The sequence below is a fragment of the Streptomyces roseirectus genome (assembly GCF_014489635.1).
In the GTDB taxonomy this organism is placed as follows: Bacteria; Actinomycetota; Actinomycetes; order Streptomycetales; family Streptomycetaceae; genus Streptomyces; species Streptomyces roseirectus.
In genome coordinates this window covers 4276026-4298696 of record NZ_CP060828.1, presented here as the reverse complement: position 1 = coordinate 4298696, position 22671 = coordinate 4276026, and the positions used below count along the sequence as shown (strand labels likewise).

The window sequence follows — 22671 nt, the reverse complement described above, 5'->3', positions numbered from 1 at the left end:
GTGTGCGGGATAGCGGGTTTCGCCGCCCCGGCGCTGACGCCGGGCACCCAGCCGGCCGTCATCACCGGCATGCTCTCCCGGATCCGGCACCGGGGCCCCGACGAAGCCGGGTACTACCTCGACGACGGCATGGCGATGGGCACCGTACGGCTGGCGATCGTGGACCTCGCGTCCGGCGCGCAGCCGATGTCGGACTCCACCGAGCGCTACTGGATCTGCTTCAACGGCGAGCTGTACAACCACATCGAGCTGCGTGAGGAACTGACCGCGCTCGGCCGCCAGTTCAGGACCCGCTCGGACACGGAGGTCGTCCTCCAGGCGTGGATCCAGTGGGGCCAGGCGTGCCTGAGCCGCTTCAACGGGGCGTTCGCCTTCGCCGTGCGGGACGCCGTCGCCGGCGACCTCTTCATCGCCCGCGACCGCTACGGCAAGCGCCCCCTGTTCTACGCGGACCGCCCCGACGGTTTCCTGTTCGCCTCGGAGATGAAGGCGTTCCGCGCCTTCCCGGGCTTCTCCTTCGCACTCGACCCGCACGAGCTGAAGTCCATCTACGGCATCTGGACCCCCCTCCCGGACCGCACCCCCTTCAAGGGCGTCCGCCAGCTGCCCCCCGGCAGCCTCCTCACCCTGCGCGGCGGCCGCGTCGAACTGCACACGTACGAAGAACTCGCCGTCGACGCGCCCCCGTTCACCGGCACGCCCGCCGAGGCGGCGGCCCTGGTCCGCGACACCCTGCGCACCAGCGTCGAGGTGCGGCTGCGCAGCGACGTCGAGGTCGGCGTCTACCTGAGCGGCGGACTCGACTCGTCGATCGTCGCCCGCCTCGCCACCGACCTCTCCTCCCACGAGGTCCGCACGTTCTCCGTGGAGTTCGAGGACCGCGCCCTCGACGAGTCGAGCGCCCAGCACGAGGTCGCCCGCTACCTCGGCACCCGGCACTCGTCCATCGCCATCTCCACGGCCGACGTCGTCGAGAACTTCCCGGCGGCCGTCCACCACGCCGAAGTCCCCGTGTTCCGCACCGCGTTGGTCCCCATGTACCTGCTGTCGCGGCACGTGCGGGACGCCGGCATCAAGACGATCCTCAGCGGCGAGGGCGCCGACGAGGCGTTCCTCGGCTACTCCCTGTTCCGCGAGACGATGCTGCGCGCCGACTGGCACCGGCTCACCGCCGAGGAGCGCCGGGAGCGGATCGCCGTCCTGCACCCCGAACTCGCCCACTTCGGGCCCGAGCACCAGGTCCATGTGAGCGGGCTGCTCAGCCAGTTCGCCGAGGAACGCCTCGACGGCCTGTTCTCCCACGAACTGCGCTACCAGAACGGCCGGTTCGTGCAGCGGCTGCTCAAGGACCGCGAGGATCCGTTCGCCGACCTCCTCGCCCTCGTCCGCGACACCCCCGGCTACGCCGCCCTGTCGCCGACGCAGAAGGCGCAGTGGCTGGAGTTCAAGACCCTCCTCGCCGGCTACCTGCTCTCCAGCCAGGGCGAGCGGATGGGGCTCGCGCACGGCGTCGAGAACCGGTGCCCGTTCCTCGACCCGGCCGTGGTCCGCGCCGCCGCGCTCGTCAACCTGCGCTACGACGACGGCTGGGAGGAGAAGGCCGTCCTCAAGGAGGCGTTCCGGGACGTCCTGCCGGCCGAACCCCTCACCCGGCGCAAGCAGCCCTACCGCGCGCCGGGCAGCACCGCGTTCCGCGAGCACCGGCCCGACTACCTCGAACTGGTCCGCTCCGAGCACGAGTTGGCCCAGATCGACGGCATCGACCCCAGGTTCGCGAAGCGGCTCGTCGACAAGGTGCTGGCCGACGGGGGCGCCGAGGTCAGCACGAAGGAGGACCACGCCTTCATCCACCTGCTCTCGACCGCCGTGCTCAACCGACAGTTCGTGATGGACCGGGGAGATGAGATGCGGATCCCACAGGCCGCCGAGATGAACCTGACGACCGTGATCGACCGCCGGCACGGCAGCCCGCTCCTGGCAGGGGGGCAGCGATGAGCCCGGATCAGCGGCGGAACGTTTCCGCAGAAGCTGACAACGCAGACGACGCCGTCGCGATCATCGGCCTCGCCCTCCGCCTCCCCGGCGCCGACACCCTCACCGAGTTCGCCCGCCACCTCACCGACGGCCGCTCCCTCATCTCCGAGGTCGCGCCCGAACGCTGGTCCAAGGAGCGCTGGTTCGGCAGCCCCAAGCGCGGCGCCGAGAAGACCAACAGCGTCTGGGGCGGCTTCATCGAGCACGCCGACCGCTTCGACGCCGCGTTCTTCAGCATCTCCCCGCGCGAAGCGGAGAGCATGGACCCCCAGCAGCGCTTCGCCCTCGAACTCGCCTGGCACGCCATCGAGGACGCCGGCCTGCGCGCAGGATCACTCGCGGGCAGCCGCACCGGCGTCTTCATGGGCGTCTGCCACGCCGACTACGCCGAGCTGATGGAGCGCGACGGCGCCAAGACCGACGCCTACTTCCCCACCGGCACCGCCTACTCGATCATCTCCAACCGGGTCTCCTACTACTTCGACCTGCAAGGCCCCAGCATCACCAACGACACGGCCTGCTCCAGCTCGCTGGTCTCCGTGTACGAGGCCGTCACCGCGCTGCGCAACGGCGACTGCGCGCTCGCCCTCGCCGGTGGCGTCAACCTCTGCTGGTCGCCCAAGCACTTCGTCGCCTTCAGCCAGGCCAGCATGCTCTCGCCCACCGGACGCTGCCGCGCCTTCGACAAGGGCGCCGACGGATACGTGCGCGGCGAGGGCGGCGCGGTCCTGCTGCTCAAGCCGCTCGCCCAGGCGATCGCCGACGGCGACCCCGTGCACGCCGTCATCCGGGGCGCCGCCACCAACCACGGCGGGCGCACCAGCTCCCTCACCGTCACCAACCCCGCCGCGCAGTCCGACCTCGTCGAGGGCCTGTACACCCGCGCCGGCATCCGCCCCGAGACCGTCTCCTACATCGAGGCCCACGGCCCCGGCACGCCCGTCGGCGACCCCATCGAGGTCATCGCCCTCAAGCGCGCCTTCCGCAACCTCCACGAGGCGCAGGGCACCGAGCCCGCGCCGGACTCCGTCGGCATCGGCTCCGTCAAGACCAACATCGGCCACCTCGAAGGCGCGGCCGGGGTCGCCGGCATCGCCAAGGTCGTCGCCGCCCTCGCGGGCAAGGTGCTGCCGGCGACCGTCGGCTTCGAGGAGCAGAACCGGCTCATCGACCTCGACGGCAGCCCGTTCCGCATCGTCCGCGAGACCCAGCCCTGGGACGCGCCCGCCCCCCGCCGGGCCGGCGTCAGCTCGTTCGGGTTCGGCGGGACCAACGCGCACGTCGTGCTGGAGGAGTACGTCCCCGCCGAGCGGGCCGAAACGGACCTCGCCGAGGACGCCGGGCCGTACGTCGTGCCGCTGTCCGCGCGCAACCCCGAGCGGCTGAAGGAGATGGCGCGGCGGCTGCGGGAGTTCCTGGAGACGGACGGGTCGACGGCCCTGCGCGACCTCGCGCACACCCTCCAGCGCGGGCGCGAGCCGATGGCGTCCCGGGTTGCCTTCGTGGTGGCGGATGTTCCTCAACTGCTTGGCCTGCTCGCCGAGTTCGTGGACGGTGCGCTGTCCGAGGGCGCCGCGCACGGAGACCCCGACGACCTCGCCGCGCGCTGGGCCGAGGGCGGCGACGCCGACTGGACCGCGCTGCCCGGGTACGCCGAGGCGCGCCGGGTCCGGCTGCCCACGTACCCGTTCGCACGGGACCGGCACTGGTTCCGCACCCGGCCGGCCGAGGACCAGGGCGCGCCCGCTGCCGGGAACGCCGCCCCCCACCCCCTCGTCCCCCGCAACACCTCCACCCTCGACGAGCACCGTCACACCGCCGTCCTCACCGGCGCCGAGCCCTTCCTCGACGCCCACCGCGTCCACGGCAGCCGGGTCGTCCCCGCCGCCGCGCAACTGGAGCTGGCCCGCGCGTCCGTCGCGAACGCCGCGCCCGGCGGCACGGGCACGTCCGTGCGGCTGACCGACACCGCCTGGCTGCGCCCGCTGGTCGTCGACGGCGATCCGGTCGAGGCGCATGTCGTGGTCACCGGCCGGTCCGACGGCACGCTCGCGTACGAACTCCGCACGGTGGACGGCGGCAAGTCGGTCGTCCACAGCCGGGGCACGGCGTCGGTGGGGGCGGGGGACGAGTCCGAGCGGCTGGATCTCGCCGCGCTGCGGGCGTCCTGCGCGGGCTCCCGTGATCCCGGTGAGGCGTATGCGGCGCTTCATGCGGCCGGGCTTGAGTACGGCCCCGCGATGCGCGGGCTCACCGAGATCCGGCTGGGGGAGGGGGAGTTGCTGGCGCGGCTCCAGCGGCCCGCCGCCGACGTCGCCGATCCCGCCGTCGCCCTGCCGCCCAGCGTTCTGGACGCCGCGCTCCAGGCGTCGGTGCTTCTCCAGGCGGCTCTGTTTCCTGAGGCGGGCCGCAGCCTTTCCATGCCGTTCGCCCTCGATCGGCTCGACGTCCACGCGGCCTGCGCCGACACGATGTGGGCGTGGGTCCGGCACCGGGGCGGCGGGAAGGGGCTCGCCACGTTCGACGTCGATCTGTGCGACGACGAGGGTGTGGTCCGCGTGCGGTTGCGTGGGTTGGCGCAGCGGACGGTTGTTGAGGCGGGCGGTGTTGGTGGGGCGCGTGGCTCAGAGATTGGAGCATCAAGCCCCGGTGGGGCTTGGGTCGGGCCGGGCCAGGTCGGTTGTGAGGCGGCGGGGTCCGGTGGGGCTCGGGGGGCGTCGGGCGGGGGCGGGGTGGAAGCGGCCGACTTCGACGGGACGCGGCTCGTTGCCGCCAGTTCCCGTTGGGTCGCCGCGTCCGTCGATGGGGCCGTCGACGGTGTCACCGTGCACGGGTTCCTCGCCGGGCGGAGTGACGCGTACGCCGCCGAGGTGTCCGCCGCGAGCGGTGTGCCGTTCGTCGTGCTGCCCGCCGTCACGCCCGACGCGGTCGCGGACGGGGTCGGGGCTGTGCTGGATCTCGTCATCGGGCGGGTCCGGGAGTTGCTGCGGGACAGGCCCAAGGGGGCGCATCGGTTCGTCGTGGTCGTGGACGAGCGTGTTCCTCGTCGGTTCCATGCGCCGCTCACCGGGCTCTTCCGCACGCTGAACCTGGAGAACCCCGCCGTCTCGGGGCGTGTTGTGCGCGTCGCCGGGTTGGGGAATGCCTCGGCCGGGCGGGTTGCCGAGTTGGTGCGGCTGGAGGCCGGGGATCCGGTCGTTCATGACGCCGAGGTGCGGCACGGGGCCGACGGGGTGCGGCAGGTGTGGCGGCCGGACGCCGTCGAACTCGCCCTCGACACGCGGGTACCGGCGCTCAAGGACGGCGGCGTGTACTGGGTGACCGGTGGGCTCGGGGGGATCGGGCGGAGTGTTGCCCGGTACTTCGCGCGTCACACCGGCGTCACCGTCGTGCTCAGCGGCCGGAGTGAGGGGGGCGAAACCAGCGCCGCCGTCGAGGAGTTGCGGGCGGCCGGCGTCGACGCGCACTACGTCGCCGCCGACGTCGGCAGCGCGGCGGACGTCGAGCGCGTCGTCCAGGGGATCCTGCGCGCGCACGGCTCGCTGGACGGGATCGTCCACGCGGCCGGGACGCTGCGGGACGGGTACCTGCTGACCAAGGAGCCCGGCGACGTCGCCGAGGTGCTGCGGCCCAAGGTGAGCGGCGTGCTGCACATCGACGCCGCGACCCGGGGCGTTCCGCTCGACTTCCTCGTCCTGTTCTCCTCCGTCGCCGGCGTCTACGGCAACCCCGGCCAGGGCGACTACGCGGCGGCCAACGCCTTCCTCGACGCCTTCGCGCACGACCGGCAGGCCCTCGTGGACGCCGGTGAGCGCAACGGCCGTACGGTGGCCCTGAGTTGGCCGTTGTGGGCGGACGGCGGCATGACGGTCGACGACGTGACGCTCGCGTCGATGCGCCGTCAGCGAGGCTGGGAGCCCCTGCCGACGGAGGCCGGGCTGCGCGTGCTGGGCGCGGCCTTGCTCGACACGCCGGAGCACGTCGTCGTCGCGTACGGCGCCGAGGCGTCCCTCGCGATCGCGCCGCGCGTCGAGCAGGCACCCCGTCCCGTCGCCGCGCCGGCCGCCCCGACGGGCACGCTCACCGAGGCCGACCTCCTCGCCCGGACGACGGACCTGTTGAAGGACCTCCTCGGCGAGGTCCTGCACCACGATCCCGCGCACCTGAAGCCGAACGTCGGCCTCATCGAGTACGGCATCGACTCGATCGGCGTGCTGGAGGCGACGGAACGGCTCGGCGAGATCTTCGGGCCGCTGCCCAAGACGCTGTTCTTCGAGTACGTCGACATCGCGGGTGTCACCGGTTACCTGATCGAGGAGCACCGGGCGACGCTGGAGGCGCGCTTCGGGGGTGACGCCGAGGTGTCGACCGAGCCTGAGAGCATCGTCGTTGAGGAGACTCCGGCTCCGGCTCCGGACCCTGCTCCCGCCTCCGTCGTCGTTCGTGAACCCCTTCCCGACGACTACCACGACATCGCCATCGTCGGCGTCTCCGGCCGTTACCCCGGTGCGGACACCCTCGATGAGCTGTGGAGTGTGCTCGAAGAGGGGCGGCATCTCTTCCAGGAGGTGCCACGGGACCGTTGGGACCACGACGCGATCTACAGCCCCGAGCGGGCCGTGCCCGGCAAGAGCGCCATCAAGACGGGCACGTTCCTGAGGGAGATCGACACCTTCGACCCCCGCTACTTCCGCATCTCGAAGCGGGACGCGGAGCGCATGTCGCCTGAGGTGCGGCTCTTCCTCCAGGTCGGCGTGGAGGCGCTGGAGGACGCGGGTTACTCGCGGGAGACGTTGCAGCGCCGGTACGACGGTGACGTCGGCGTGCTCGTCGGGACGATGAGCAACCACTACAACCTGTACGGGTTCCAGAACAGCCTGACCAGAGGCGCCCCGGCGACCGGGAGCTACACGGCGACGATCCCGAACACCCTGTCGTACTTCTACGGCTTCACGGGACCGTCGATCTTCCTGGACACGATGTGCTCGGGCTCCTCGACCTGCGTCCACCAGGCCGTGCAGATGCTGCGGGCCCGCGAGTGCAAGATGGTCGTCGCCGGTGGCGTCAACCTCCTCCTGCACCCCTACAACCTGATCACCTCCTCGCACGAGCACTTCACCACCGCCACCTCCGACGTGATCCGCAGCTTCGGGCTCGGCGCGGACGGCACGATCCTCGGCGAGGGCGTCGGCGCGGTCGTGCTGAAGCCGCTGGTGGAGGCGGAGCGGGACGGCGACCAGGTGTACGCCGTCATCAAGGGGACCGCGCTGTCCAACGCGGGCATACGCAACGGGTTCACCGTCCCCAACCCCCGCATGCAGGCCCGCGCGATCGAGAAGGCCATCGACGACTCCGGCGTCGACCCGCGCACGATCACCTACGTCGAGGGGCACGGCTCCGGCACCTCGCTCGGCGACCCGATCGAGGTACGGGCGCTGACCTCGGCGTTCGGCAAGTACACGGCCGACAAACAGTTCTGCGCGCTGGGCTCGGTCAAGTCGAACATGGGCCACCTGCTGCACGCGGCCGGGATGATCGGCTTCGCGAAGGTGCTGCTCCAGCTCAGGAAGCGCACCCTTGTGCCGTCCCTGCACAGCGGGGAGCTGAACCCCGACATCGCCTTCGAGAACACGCCGTTCCACGTGCAGCGCGAACTCACCGAGTGGAAACCGGCGGTGACCGATGAGGGCGGGGTGACGACCGTTCATCCCCGGCGCGCGGGCATCACGTCCATCGGCGCGGGCGGCATGAACTCGCACATCATCGTCGAGGAGTACGTTCCTGAGGCCCGCCCGCTCGCCGAACGGCCGCGTGGCGCCGAGCTGTTCGTGTTCTCCGCGATGACCGACGCCGCGCTGGAGACCTCCCTCTCCCGGTTCCGCGACTACCTCGCGGCGGCCGACGAGGCCGACCTGCCGTCCATCGCCCACACCCTGCGCGTCGGCAAGAACGAACTGCCGCGCCGCTGGGCCTTCCTGGCGCGGGACCTCACCGAAGCCGTCGCGTCCGTCGACCGTTACCTGGCCGGCGGGCGTGACCAGGACGCCGCGCTGACCGGCGCCGACCCGGCCGTCCGCGACCTCGCCCTCGACTGGACCGGCGGCGGCAGCGTCGACTGGACGCCCCTCACGGGCGAACGTCCGCCCCGGCGGATCTCGCTGCCGGCCTACCCGTTCGAGCGGGTGCGCTGCTGGACGGAGCCCGAGCCCGGCGCGCCGAGCGTCGTCACGCCGCTCGCGGTGCGCGACAAGGCGCACCCGTTCCTCGGGGCCAACCGGTCCGACGTCGGCGGGCTGCGGTACGTCCTCGACGTCCACCTCGACGACCTCGCCGACTACGGGTACGCCCAGGACAAGGTGCGCGGGATCGTTCCGGCGTTCGCCGTCGATCTCGCGCTGGCTGTCGGGCGGGCGACCGGGTTCGCGGAGCGGCCCCGGGTGAGCGGGCTGCGGATGTACGGGCCCGTGAACTGGGGGGAGACGGCGCGGCTGGTGACCACCTTCACGCCGGACGGCCGGGATACGGGCGTCGGGGTCGTGGTCCGGGAGGACCGGAACGGGGTGCGCAGTGTTGTCGCCGAGTTCGTGGTGCGGCACGGGGACGGGCGGGGGGCTCCCGCCGGAGGGTCGTACCGGGACGCCGTGCGCGTGCTCGACCGGGCGCAGGTGCTGGCCGAACTCGCCGAGGGGGGTGTCGTGCCCGAGGCCGTGCGGTTCGGGGTGTCCGGGGCGTCCTGGCTGGCGGACGGGCGGCTCGTGCTCGCCGTCGGGGTGCCTCAGGTGCGGCAGGACGTGGTGCTGCGGAACGTGCGGATCGCTCCGCACGTGCTGGCCGCGCTCTCGCACGGGGTGCAGCTCGCCGCCAAGCGGGACGGGGTCGTCGACTGGGCCCGGCAGGTGCCTCGCGGGTTCGAGGACGTGCGGGTCTTCGATGAGGCGCGGAGTGCCGATGAGGTCGCGCATGTCGTGCTCGACACCGCTGTCGGCAGGGTCCAACTGACCGACGCGGACGGGGCTGTGCTGGCCGAACTCACCGGGATGCGGTGGGGAGAGGCGGAGGCCGGGCCCTCGTACGAGGAGGTGGCGCGGCGGGAGATACCGGTGGCGGTGGCGCCTGTGCGGACCGAGCCTGCGGTTGTCGTTCCGGCTCCGGCTCCGGCTCCTGTTCCCGTGCCGGCCCCTGTCCCTGTCGCTCAGCGCGACGACGACTCCCTCGTCGCCTTCGCCGTCGACCGGCTGCGGCTGCTCGCCTCGGACATCCTCAAGTTCGACGCCGAGGAGCTGGACGCGCACACCGGGTTCGACGCGTTCGGGTTCGACTCGATCTCGCTGGTCGCGTTCAGCAGGCTGATCAAGGAGGAGCTGGGGGTCGAGCTGACGCCCGCCGTGTTCTTCGACGTCAACACGCTGGCCGCGCTGGGGCGGTACGTGGTCGAGGAGTACGGGGAGTCGGTGCGGGCGGCTCGGGGGGAGGTGACGCCTGTCGAGGCAACTCCGGTGCAGGTCGCGTCTGTTGAGGCAACTCCTGTGCAGAGCAAGCCCGTTGAGGACACTGTCGCCCCTGTCGACCCCGGCCGGCCGATGCCCATCGCCATCATCGGTGTCGCCGGACGCTTCCCCGGCTCGCCCGACCTGGACGCCTACTGGACCAACCTCGCGGAGAACCGCGACTGCGTCACCGGGTTCCCCGCGCACCGCTACGACGCCGCGTACGCGAAGGTCGTCGAGGGGGCGGAGTTCCCGAAGCACGCGGGGGTCGTGGACGACGTCGACGCGTTCGACGCCGGGTTCTTCCAGATCTACCCGCGTGAGGCCGAGCTGATGGACCCCCAGCACCGGCTGGCTCTCCAGACGGTGTGGCACGCCGTCGAGGACAGCGGGTACGCGCCCGGGGCCCTGCCGCGCGACACCGGCCTCTACCTCGGTGTCTCCGGCACGGACTACGCGACGCTGCTGACGACGTACGGGGTCGAGCCGGACGCGTTCACCTCCACCGGCAACGCGCACTCCATCCTCGTCAACCGGATCTCGTACGTCCTCGACATCCGGGGCCCGAGCGAGCCCATCGACACGGCCTGCTCCAGCTCGCTGGTCGCCGTGCACCGGGCGATGGAGGCGATCCGCTCCGGCGCGTGCGAACTCGCGATCGCGGGCGGCGTCAACCTGCTGCTCAGCGTGGACACGTTCGTCAGCGCGAACCGGGCCGGCATGCTCAGCCCGACCGGCCGGTGCCGCACCTTCGGGCGGGACGCGGACGGGTACGTGCGCGGCGAGGGCGTCGGCGCCCTCGTCCTGAAGCCGCTCGACGCCGCCGAGCGCGACGGCGACGCCATCCTCGGCGTCCTCGTCGGCAGCGCGGAGAACCACGGCGGGCGCGCCAACTCCCTGACGGCGCCCAACGCGGACGCCCAGGCCGACCTCGTCGCCGCCGCGATGCGCGGCATCGACCCGCACACCGTCGGCTACATCGAGACCCACGGCACCGGCACGGTCCTCGGCGACCCCGTCGAGGTGCGCGCGCTGCGCACCGCCTACCGCAGGCTGGGCGCGGGACCGGACGCGGACATCGCGCTGGGCTCGGTGAAGACGAACATCGGCCACCTGGAGGCGGCGGCCGGGGTGGCGAGCCTGCTGAAGGTGCTGCTCGCCATGAAGCACGACACCATCCCGGCCTCCCTCCACTCCGGCGACCTCAACCCCTACCTCGAACTCGACAAGGGACCCTTCCGGGTCGTGCGCGAGAACGAGCCCTGGCGGCGCGGGAGTTCGCCCCGGCGGGCGGGCGTCAGCAGCTTCGGGTTCGGCGGGGTGAACTGCCACGTGGTGGTCGAGGAGTACGTGCCCGGCGCGGCTCCGGCCGCCGGGTCCACCCCGGTCGCCGTCCCGCTGTCGGCCCGCACCCCTGACCAACTGCGCCAGGTGGCCCGCGACTTGCTGGCCCACCTGGAGCGCGCCGACGTTCCGCTGTCCTCCCTCGCCTGGACCCTCCAGGCCGGGCGTGAGGCGCTGCGCGAACGCGTCGGCTGGGTGGTCGGCTCGCGGCGCGAACTCGCCGCCGAACTCCGGGCGTTCGCGGAGGACGGCCCCCACACCGGGCTCCTCGGCACGGTCACCCGCCCCGCCGGCGACACCCTCGTGACGGACGGCGACCCCGCCCGGCTGCTCGCCCGCTGGATCGCGGGGGACGCGGTCGACTGGCGTGCGCTGTACGGGAGTTCGACGCCTCGGCGGGCCCATCTGCCGGTGTACCCGTTCGCGCGGGACCGGTACTGGATCCCGGGGGCGGCGGCGTGTGATGCCGCCGGGGCTGAGATCGGGACCGCGCTGCTCGTGCCGCGCTGGGAGCCCAAGGCCGTCACCGGGTCCGGTGAGATGCCGTCCCGGCGGGTCGTGCTCCTGTGCGGTGAACTCGCCGCCTCGGCACGGGAGTTCATCGAGCCGGGGGTGCACTGCGTCACCGTCGTGAGCCTCAAGCAGCGGCTCGGCAGCCGGTTCGGTGACGTCTCACGGCAGGTGTTCGCGGCCCTGCGGGACGTCGTCGCCGAGGTGACGCCCGGCCGCACGCTCGTCCAGGTCGTGGCGCCTGTCTCCGGCGCCGACACCGTCCACCTCGCGCTCTCCGGACTGCTGCGCACCGCCGCCGCCGAGGACCCCTCGCTCACCACGCAACTCATCTGCCTGGACGGGGAGTTCGACGGCCGGACCGTCGCCGGTCTCGTCGCGCACAACGCCCCCGCCGAGGACGACGTCGTCCTCCACCGGGGCGGCGAACGCTCCGTGCTCGCCTGGCGGGACGTCACCGGCACGGGCTCCGCGCGGGTGCCGTGGCGGGACGGCGGCGTCTACCTGATCACAGGAGGCGCCGGGGGCGTCGGTGCCGTCGTCGCCCGTGCCATCGCGCGGGACGTCGAGCGGCCCACCCTCGTCCTCACCGGACGGTCACCGCGTGACGCCCGCGTCGACGCGCTCCTCGGTGAGCTGCGGGACGCCGGCGCCGTCGCCCGGTACGCGCGGGCCGACGTCTCCCGGTGGGAGGAGGTGCGCCACCTCCTCCGCGAGACCGGGCCGGTGCACGGCATCGTCCACTGCGCCGGGGTCGTCCGCGACGCGGCGCTCGTCCACAAGACGGAGGAGGAGTGGCGGGACGTCCTCGCGCCGAAGGCCGACGCGGTCGTCCACCTCGACCGGGCCGTGGGCGACGCCCCGCTCGACTTCCTCCTCCTGTGCTCCTCCGGCTCCGCCATCACCGGCAACCCCGGCCAGGCCGACTACGCCACCGCCAACGCCTTCCTGGACGCCTTCGCCGGACTGCGCAACGCGCGCGTCGCCGCCGGCGAGCGGTCCGGGCGGACCCTGTCGCTCGGCTGGCCGCTGTGGCGGGACGCCGGGATGCGGGTCGACGAGGCCGTGCGCGCCCGGCTCTGGACGGGCCGGGGGCTGGCGCCGATGGAGAACGCCGCCGGGGTCGAGGCGCTGGTGCGGGCCTGGGGGCTGGGGGAGGAGGGGCACGTCTGGATCCATCACGGGGATGTGAACCGGGTTCCGGTGGGCGGGGTGAGCCGGGTGCCGGCGGCGGCTGCGGTTGCCCCGGCTGCTCCGGCCGCCGTTGCCCCTGTCCCCGTCGGTGACGCCCTCCGTCGGCTCGTCGAGATCTTCGCGGAGGTCACCAAGGTTCCGTCCACAGCTGTGGACGCGGACGCCCCGCTGCACGAGATGGGGTTGGACTCCATCATGATCGTGCAGCTCAACAGGGAACTGGCGCTGGTGTACGGCGAGGTCTCGAAGACGGTGTTCTACGAGTTCCCGACGCTGCGGGCGTTGGCGGAACACCTGGCGCCGAAGGGGGAGTCGGCCACTCCGGCGGCGGAACCCCGTGTGACGGAACTCCGTGTGGCGGAACCCGTGCCGCAGACTTCCGCCCCCCGGCCCTCCGCCGCCCCCGCCACCCGCGAGCCCATCGCCGTCATCGGGATGACCGGCCGCTACCCCGGTGCCCCGGACCTCACCCGGTTCTGGGCGAACCTCAAGGCCGGGCGGGACGCCATCCGTGAAGTCCCCGCCGACCGCTGGCCCCTGGACGGCTTCTACGAGCCCGCCCGCAAGACGGCCATCGCCAACGGCCGCAGCTACAGCAAGTGGGGCGGTTTCCTGGACGACTTCGCCGGGTTCGACCCGCTGTTCTTCCGGATCGCACCCCGCGACGCCTACGCGATGGACCCGCAGGAACGCCTGTTCCTCCAGGCCGCGTGGGAGGTCCTGGAGGACGCCGGCTACACGCCGGAGGAGCTGGGCGCCCGGCACGGCCACCGGGTCGGCGTCTTCGCCGGTGTCACCAAGTCGGGCCACGCCCGGTACGGGACGCGGCGGCTGCCGTCCGGGGAGACGGTCGTCCCGGCGCTGTCGTTCGCCTCGCTCAGCGCGCGGACCTCGCACCTCCTCGATCTGCGGGGCCCGAGCATGACCATCGACACGATGTGCTCGGCGTCGCTCACGGCGATCCACGAGGCGTGCGAGCACCTGTACCAGGGCACGTGCGAGGCGGCCATCGCCGGTGGCGTCAACCTGTACCTGCACCCGCTGGACTACGTGGAGCTGTGCCGCTCCAACATGCTCTCGGCGGAGGGGAAGCTGCGCAGCTTCGGCAAGGGCGGCGACGGCTTCGTACCCGGTGAGGGCGTCGGCGCGGTGCTGCTCAAGCCGCTCTCGCGGGCCGAGGCCGACGGCGACCAGGTGCTCGCGGTGATCCGGGGCACGAGCGTCAACCACGGTGGCCGCACCCACGGTTACACCGTGCCCAACCCGGTCGCGCAGGCCGAGCTGATCCGGGACGCGCTGAAGCGGGCCGGCGTCTCCGCCCGCGACATCGGGTACGTCGAGGCGCACGGCACCGGTACGGAACTCGGTGACCCCATCGAGGTGACCGGGCTGACCCTCGCGTTCCAACAGGACACGGACGAGCGGCAGTTCTGCGCGCTCGGGTCCGTGAAGTCGTCCATCGGACACCTCGAAGCGGCGGCCGGTGTCGCCGGGCTGACCAAGGCCGTGCTGCAACTGCGGCACCGGCAGTTCGCGCCCAGCCTGCACGCCGACGAACTCAATCCCAACCTCGACCTCGAACGCAGCCCGTTCTTCGTCCAACGCGAACTCGCCGACTGGCCCGGCGACCGGCCGAGGCTGGCCTCGGTCTCGTCGTTCGGTGCGGGCGGCTCGAACGCCCACGTCATCTTGGAGGAACACGTGTCCCAGTCCGCCTCCGGCCGGGCGCCGGCGCACGCAGGAGCCGAACAGCTCGTCGTCCTGTCCGCCCGTACGTCCGACCAACTCCGCGCCCACGCCGAGCACTTGGCGGACCACCTCGCCGGTCCCGGCGCGGCGGCCGACCTCGCGGACCTCGCGTTCACGCTCCAGACCGGGCGCGTCGCCCTCGACGAACGCCTGGCCGTGGTCACTGGATCGGTACGGGCCCTCCACGACTCCCTACGGTCTTATGTCGCGGGCGACCCCACCGCCCCCGGCGTCTTCCGAGGCACCGCCGGCCACCCCACCGGCACAGTCGCGGAACTGACGGAGGACGACGACCTCCGCGACCTCCTCATCACCCGCTGGACGCAATCCCGCAAGCTGACGAAACTAGCCGCGCTCTGGACCGAGGGCGTCCCCTTGAACTGGCCCGCCCTCCACGCCCCCACCACCCCCCGCCGCATCTCCCTCCCGACCTACCCCTTCGCCCGCGACCGCTACTGGGCAGGCGACCTGGAGGCCGTGGCGGACGGCGCGGGCGCGGGCTACACAGCACCGGAGACCGCTGGAACGAGCCCCACGTACGAGACACCGAGCGCGCGCACGAGGCCGAATACGGCGTACGCCGCCACCTCGACACCCGCCGGAACGTCCGCCGGATACGAGACTCCCGAAACCGGCACGACGCCCGCCACCTACGCCGCTCCCGGCGCCGCCGGGGTGAGCGCCGGGCACGAGACTCCCGGAACCGGCATCGCCTCCACCGGGCACGGGGCTCCCGGGACCGGCGCGGCGCCCGCTGCCTACGCCGCTTCCGGCGCCGCCGGGGTGAGCGCTGGGCACGGGGCGACCTGGACCGGCATCGCCTCCACCGGGCACGGGGCTCCCGGGACCGGCGCGGCGCCCGCTGCCTACGCCGCTTCCGGCGCCGCCGGGGTGAGCGCCGGGCACGGGGCGACCTGGACCGGCATCGCCTCCGCCGGGCACGAGGCTCCCGGAATCGGCGCGGCGCCCGCCGCCTCCGAGGTCGGGCGGGTGGCTGCCGGGTACCGGGCTCCCGAGCCCGCTGCGGTGCCCGCCGCTTCGGTGAGCGCCGGGCACGGGGCGACCTGGACCGGCATCGCCTCCGCCGGGCACGGGGCTCCCGGGACCGGCGCGGCGCCCGCCGCCCACGCCGCCCCTGAGGCCGGCGGGTTGGGTACCGGGTACCGGGCTCCCGAGCCCGCTGTGGTCTCCGCCGCTTCGGCGAGCGCCGGGTACGAGGCTTCCGGCGCCGCCGGGGCGTACGCCGCCTCCGAGGTCGGGCGGGTGGCTGCCGGGTACCGGGCTCCCGAGCCCGCTGCGGTGCCCGCCGCTTCGGCGATCGCCGGGACAGGGGCCGGGTACGGGACTCCCGAGGCCAGCACGGCGCCAGCCGCCTATGCCGCTCCCACCCACCCCGCTCCCGGCTCCGCCGAGTCCGTCCCCCCGCTCGAAGACCGCGTCCGCGACACCGTGCACGCCAAGCTCGCGATCGCCCTCGCCATGGACGAGCGGGAGATCGACAGTCGGCGGGCCTTCGCCGAGTACGGGCTCGACTCCATCCTCGGGGTGCGCTTCGTGCACGAGCTGAACGAGACGCTGGGCCTCGACCTGACGACGAGCGTCATCTACGACCACAGTTCGGCGGACCGTCTGATCACCCACCTCCTGGACGACCACCGGGCGGCCATCACCTTCGCGGCAACACCGGAACCGGCCCCGGCCGCCCCGACGTTCCCGGCCCCGGCGGTCGGAGGGCTCGCCGCCACACCTGAGCCCGCTCACGCGTTCCCGGCTCCGGCTGCTCCGGCGGCCAGCGCGTTCGTCGCCGCCCCCGCCCCCGCCCCCGCTCACCCGGCGGCCCCCGCCAACCCCCGGCCCCCCATCGCCATCGTCGGTATGAGCGGCCGTTTCGCGGGGTCCGATTCCCTTGATGAGCTGTGGCAGCACCTGGCCGAGGGGCGCGACCTCACTAGCGAGGCGAGCCGGTGGCCACTGCCCGCTGTGGACGAGGCGGGGAACCCCCGTTGCAACAGGGGTGGGTTCCTGGAGCGGATCGATCAGTTCGACCCGTTGTTCTTCAACATCTCCGGGGTGGAAGCCGCGGTGATGGATCCTCAGCAGCGGCTGCTGCTGGAGGAGTCGTGGAAGGCGTTGGAGGACGCGGGGTATGCCGGGACGGCAGTGAATGAGCGGGATTGTGGGGTGTATGTCGGCTGCTGGGAGGGGGATTACCGGAACCTCGTCGGGGAGGACGCGCCGGCGCAGGCGTTCTGGGGGAACCTCGGGTCGATCGTGCCGGGGAGGATCGCGTACTTCCTGGACCTGAAGGGCCCGGCGATCGCGGTCGACACGTCCTGCTCAAGTTCCCTCGTCGCCTTGGACCTGGCCTGCAAGGACCTGTGGTCCGGCGAGACGGACATGGCCCTGGCGGGCGGCGTCTACGTGCAGTCCACCCCGCGCCTGTTCGAGCTGGCGGGCCGCGCCAACATGCTGTCGCCGACAGGGAGTTGCCGCGCCTTCGACCACCGCGCGGACGGCTTCGTCCCCGGCGAGGGCGTCGGCGTCCTCGTCCTGAAGCGGCTCGACGACGCCCTCGCGGACGGCGACCACGTGCACGGCGTGATCCGCGCGTCCGGCACGAACCACGACGGCGCGACGAACGGCATCACCGCCCCCAGCTCGGTCTCGCAGGAGCGCCTGCTGAGCGAGGTGTACGACAGGTTCGGCGTGGACGTCGAGACGATCCAGCTCGTCGAGGCGCACGGCACCGGCACGAAGCTGGGCGACCCGATCGAGTTCCAGGCGCTGACCCGCGCGTTCAGGAAGGACACCGACAAGGAGGGCTACTGCGCGCTGGGTTCGATCAAGACGAACCTCGGGCACACGCAGTACGCGGCGGGCGTCGCCGGCATCTTCCGGGTGCTCCTCGCGATGCGCAACGAGCGCATCCCGGCCTCCCTGCACTTCGAGCGGAACAACGAGGCCGTCCGCCTCGACGGCAGCCCCTTCTACGTGAACACCCGCACCGAGCCGTGGCCCGCCCCCGCGCACGGCCCGCGCCGGGGCGTCGTCAGCTCCTTCGGCGCGAGCGGCACGAACGCGCACGTCGTCCTGGAGGAACCCCCGGCCCGCCCCGCGACCCGCAGTACCGCAACGGCCCACCTGGTCGTCCTGTCGGCGCGCTCGCGCGAGCAACTGGCCGAGCAGGTCGCCCGCCTGGCCGCGCACTGCCGCGCCCGGACCGAGCTGGACGCCGGGGACGTCGCCTGGACCCTCGCGGTCGGCCGCGCGCACTTCACGCACCGGTACGCCTGCGTCGTCCGCGACCGGGATGACCTGCTCCGGGTCCTGGAGCAGGGGCTCGGCGGGCCGCGCGCCCTGACGGGCGAGGCGAAGCCGTCCGCGACGCCGGCCACGCTCCCGGCGGACCTCGGCGCGCTCGCGGAACTGTACGTCCGGGGCGCCGAGTTGGACTTCACGCGCGTCCTCCCCGGCGGCTCGCGCCGGGTCCCGCTGCCGACGTACCCGTTCGCCCGCGAGAGCCACTGGGCGACAGGGACACCGCCGGTCGCATCGACACCGTCGGCCGTATCGACGCAGGCCCCCGCAGCCCCCGTCCTCACTCCTGTCTCCTCCGCCCACCCCTTCCTCACCGACCTCACCCCCGACCCCGCCACCCCCGGCACCCTCCGAGGCACCGTCCGCCTCACCGGTGACGAACGCCTCCTGCACGACCACCTCGTGCGCGGCGGCCGGGTCCTCCCCGGTGTCGTGCACCTGGAACTCGCCCGCGAGGCCGCCGTCCGCGTGCTGGGGACGGACCCGGCGTCCGGGCTGCGGATGCGGAACGTCACCTGGGTGCGCCCGCTGGCCGTGGACGGCCCGCTGGACGCGACGGTGACGGTGCGTCCGGACGCCGAGGGCGTCACCGTCACGATCGGCGCACCCGGCGAGCCCCCGTACAGCGAGGCCAGGGTCCAGCCGCCCGCGGCCCCCGCCCCCGCGCCCCTCGACCTGTCCGCCCTGCGCGCCGCCTGCCCCACCCGCGTGCCCGGCACCCGGATCACGGAGTCGCTGGTCGCGGCCGGCATCAGCCACGGCCCGTCGCTGCGGGCGATCGACGAGGCGTACGTCGGCGAGGGCACGGTCGTCGTCCGGTTGGCCGCGCCCGGAGAGCACCCGTACGTGCTGCACCCGGCGCTGACCGACTCGGCGATCCAGGCGTCCGCCGCGCTCGCGCTCGACGGCGACGCGGACGAGGTCAGGGTGCCGTTCGCGCTGGAGACGCTGGACCTGTTCGGCCCCTGCGAGGGGGTGATGTGGTCGGTGGTCCGCGTGGTGGACCCGAGCCGGCTCGACATCGACCTCGTCGACGAGGCGGGCGCGGTCCGCGTCCGGCTGACCGGCTACACCTCGCGCGCCGTCCCCGACTCCGCGCCCGCGCTGTTCAGCCCGGCGTGGGAGCCGGTGTCGGCCGAGGAGTGGGGCCCCGCGTCCGCCCAGGGGCGGGTGCTCGTCGTGGGCGCCTCGGACGAGCGGTTCGCCGACGTCCTGCGCACCTTCCCGCAGGCCCGAGCCTGGCGCCTCGCACCGGGCGCGCCGGTCGAGGAGGTCACCGCCGCGCTGACGGCGACGGGCGGCATCGACCACCTCCTGTGGCTGGCCCCGGACACCGCGCCCCACGCGACGGACGCGGCCGGTTTCGTCGCCGCGCAGGAGGACGGCGTCATCGCCGCGTTCCGCATGGTCAAGGCGCTGCTGAACACCGGCGCCGACGCCCGCCCGCTCGGCGTCACCCTGGTCACGCGCGGCGCCCTCGCCACCCACGCCGGTGAGGCGACCCGGCCCGCGCACGCCGCCCTGCATGGCCTGTTCGGCTCGCTGGAGAACGAGTACGGGCACTGGACCGTCCGCCGCGTCGACCTCGACGAGGCCGGTGGGCTCGCCGGACTGCCCACCCGCACCCCGGGCGGCACCTGGGCCCGGCGCGCGGGCCAGTGGCTGCGCCGCCGCCTCGTCCCGGCGGCCTCCGCCCGCCTGGAGACCGTGCCCTACCGCGAGGGCGGCGTGTACGTCGTCATCGGCGGCGCGGGCGGGCTCGGGGAGGCGTGGACCCGGCACGTCACCGAGCGGCACGGCGCCCGCGTCGTCTGGCTCGGACGCCGTGCCCAGGACGCCGGCATCGAGGCACGCCTGCACGCGGCGCGCGGGCGCGGCGAGGTCCGCTACCTCGCCGCCGACGCCACCGACCCGGCCGCGCTGCGCGCCGCGTACGAGGAGGTCAAGGGCCGGTACGGGCGCGTCGACGGCGTCGTCCACTCGGCGCTCGTGCTGCGTGACCGGGGGCTGGCCAACATGGCGGAGGGCGACTTCCGTGCGGCGCTTTCGGCGAAGGTCGACACCAGCGTCGCGATGGCCCAGGTCTTCGGCCGCGAACCCCTCGACTTCGTCCTCTTCTTCTCCTCGCTCCAGTCCTTCGTGACGGCCGCCGGGCAGTCCAACTACGCGTCCGGCTGCGCCTTCGCCGACGCCTACGCCCACCTGCTGGGCCGTGAACTCGCCTGCCCCGTCCGCGTCATGAACTGGGGCTGGTGGGGCTCCATCGGCAGCGTCGCCTCCGCGTTCCACGAGCAGAGCATGGCCCGCTGGGGCCTCAAGTCCATCGAGCCCCCGGAGGGCATGGCCGCCCTCGGCACCCTCCTGTCCGGCCCCCAGCCCCAGGTCGGCTACGTCAAGCTGACCGACCCCCGGGCCATCGAGCCCATCGACCCCACGCTGCGGACGACGGTGTACGCGCGGGCCACGTCCGGCGTCGCGCCGGAGACGGTCGCCGCCCACACCGGGCAGGCGGACGAGGACCTGCTGCGCGGCGTCGCCGCGTGGCGCCGAGACGAACGCGACCCGCTGCTCGCGCAGTTGATCCGGGCCCACCTCGAAACGCTGGGCGTCGTCCGGGCCGGGGAGTCGATGCCGGGCGGCACCGGCGGGCTCGCGCACGGAGGCGTGGGCGAACCGACGCCCGCCGACCTCACCGCCCTGCGCGCACGCGGCGGCATCCACGAGCGGTACACCGCCTGGCTGGCCCACTCCCTGCGGGTCATGCCGGCCTCGGCGCCGCCGCTCGACGTCCTGGAACGGCAGTGGGCGCAGGAGTGCGCGCGCTGGTCTGCCGACCCCGACAAGGCGGCCGAACTCGCCCTCGTCGACGCGACGTTGAAGTCCCTGCCCGCGATCCTCACCGGCCGCGTCCCCGCGACCGACATCATGTTCCCGCGCGGCTCCGTCGAACTCGTCGAGGGCTGCTACCGCAACAACAGGGTCGCCGACACGTTCAACCGGACGATGTCGGCGGCGGCCGCCGGCATCGTCGCCGACCTGCTGCGCCAGAACCCGGACGCCAAGCTCCGCATCCTGGAGATCGGCGCCGGCACGGGCGGCACGAGCGTCGGCATGTTCGCCGCGCTGCGCCCCTACGCCGACAACATCGACCGGTACACGTACACCGACCTCTCCAAGGCGTTCCTCAACCGCGCCCAGGCCAACTACACCCCCGACGCCCCCTACCTCGACTGCCGCCGCCTCGACGTCGAACAGCCCCTCGCCGGGCAGGGCATCGAGGCCGGCAGCTACGACCTCGTCATCGCGGCGAACGTCCTCCACGCGACCCGCGACATGCGCAACACGCTGCGCAACGCGAAGGCCGCCATGCGGGACCGGGGCTGGCTCCTCCTCAACGAACTCACCGCCTTCGACGTCTTCAGCCACCTCACGTTCGGCCTCCTCGAAGGCTGGTGGCTCTCCGAGGACGTCCCCCTCCGCGTCCCCGGCTCCCCGGCGCTCTCGCCGGAGGCGTGGCGCGAGGTCCTGCACGGGGAGGGGTTCACGTCGGTGGTGTCACTGCTGCCGTCGGCGGCGGACCTGGGCCAGCAGATCATCGCGGCCGAGGGCGACGGGATCGGGAGGCAGAGGGTGAGCCCGGCCACGGGAGGAACCCAGCGGACCACGCAGGCTCCCGCGACCCCGGCCTTGGTTGCCCAGACCCCGGCCGCCGCGACGACCCCGGTCCCGGCCGCATCAACTCCGTTCACGCCGAACCCGGTTGCCGTAACCCCGGTAGCCCCGACCCTGACCATCCCGACCGCACCCGCCCCGGCTCCGGCCGCCCAGACCCCGGGGGCTCCGGCCCTGGCCGGACATGCTCAATCCGTCCTCACCGCCTACCTCACCGACAAGGCCGCCGAAACCCTCCGAGTCCCGGCCGACAAGATCACCCCTGACACCTCGTTCATCGAGTACGGCATGGACTCCATCCTGGTCCTCCAGTTCACCAACGAACTCCGCCAGGACCTGGGCGAGTTGTCGTCGACCGTGCTGTTCGAGGAGGACTCGGTCGGCAAGCTCACCGCGTATCTGATGGCGCACCGCGCCGACGAGGTACGCGCGCTGGTGGCCGCCCTGCACCCGGAGCCGACGAGGGACGAGGGCGCGGTGGACGTGACGGAACCGGTCCTGGGAACCTTGTTCCACGCGGCCGTCCGCTCCGCGCCGTCGGCGGTCGGCGCCGCCCTCCTGAAGAGCGCCGCGCGCCTGCGCCCGGCGTTCGGGACGGGCGCGGACAGCCCGGACCCGGAGACGCTGTACCTGGCGGAGGGCACGGACGAGGTGGGCCTCGTCTGCCTGCCGTCCCTGATCGCCCCCACCGGCGCGCACCAGTACCTGCGCCTGGCGATGGCCCTGCGCGGCCGGCGCTCGGTCTGGGCGACCGGCATGCCGGGATACGCGACCGGCACCCCCCTCCCGCAGTCCCTCGACGCGGCGATCGACCGCCAGGTCACCGCGTTGCGCCACCGCTTCGCCGACCGCCGCTTCGCCCTCGTCGCCTACTCGTCCGGCGGCTGGCCGGCCCACGAGATCGCGCGGCGCCTGGAGGCCGACGGCACACCCGCCGCCGCCCTCGTCCTGCTGGACACCCCCGCGCGGCCCGGCGACGCGCTGGGCGACGGCATGATCACGATCACCCGCTGGCTCGCCGACCGCTACCCCCAACTCCCCGCCGACGACGAACAGCTCACGGCGATGGCGAGGTACGCGGAGGTCTTCGAAGGCTGGGAGCCGCGTCCGGTGTCGACGCCGACGCTGTTCGTCGCGCCGGCCTCGCCGGAGGCCCTGGCGGAGGTCCTGGGCGACTCGTCCCGTCAGCAGTGGGGTCCGAACTGGCCGCTGGACCACACCCGGCTGGAGGTTCCCGGTAACCACTTCACGCTGCTGGAGGAACATGCGGAGAGCACCGCGCAGGCGGTTCATGAGTGGTTGACGCGTCTGGGCTGATGCCGGGGGACGTGTGAGTGGGCGCCGACGGGTTGCATCCCGCCGG

General features: G+C 73.3%; 2 protein-coding genes. Both read left to right on the top strand.

All coding sequences use genetic code 11. The features are described 5' to 3' along the window. Entirely contained in the window at positions 1-1995 is a 1995-nt protein-coding gene (gene asnB / locus IAG44_RS17795; RefSeq protein ID WP_187748083.1) for an asparagine synthase (glutamine-hydrolyzing), read from the top strand. Further along, on the top strand, positions 1992-22625 hold the full coding sequence (locus tag IAG44_RS17790) for an SDR family NAD(P)-dependent oxidoreductase (protein WP_187748082.1): 20634 nt from the start codon (positions 1992-1994) through the stop codon (positions 22623-22625). The genes asnB and IAG44_RS17790 overlap by 4 nt, the downstream gene beginning before the upstream one ends. Positions 22626-22671: the final 46 nt, after the last annotated feature.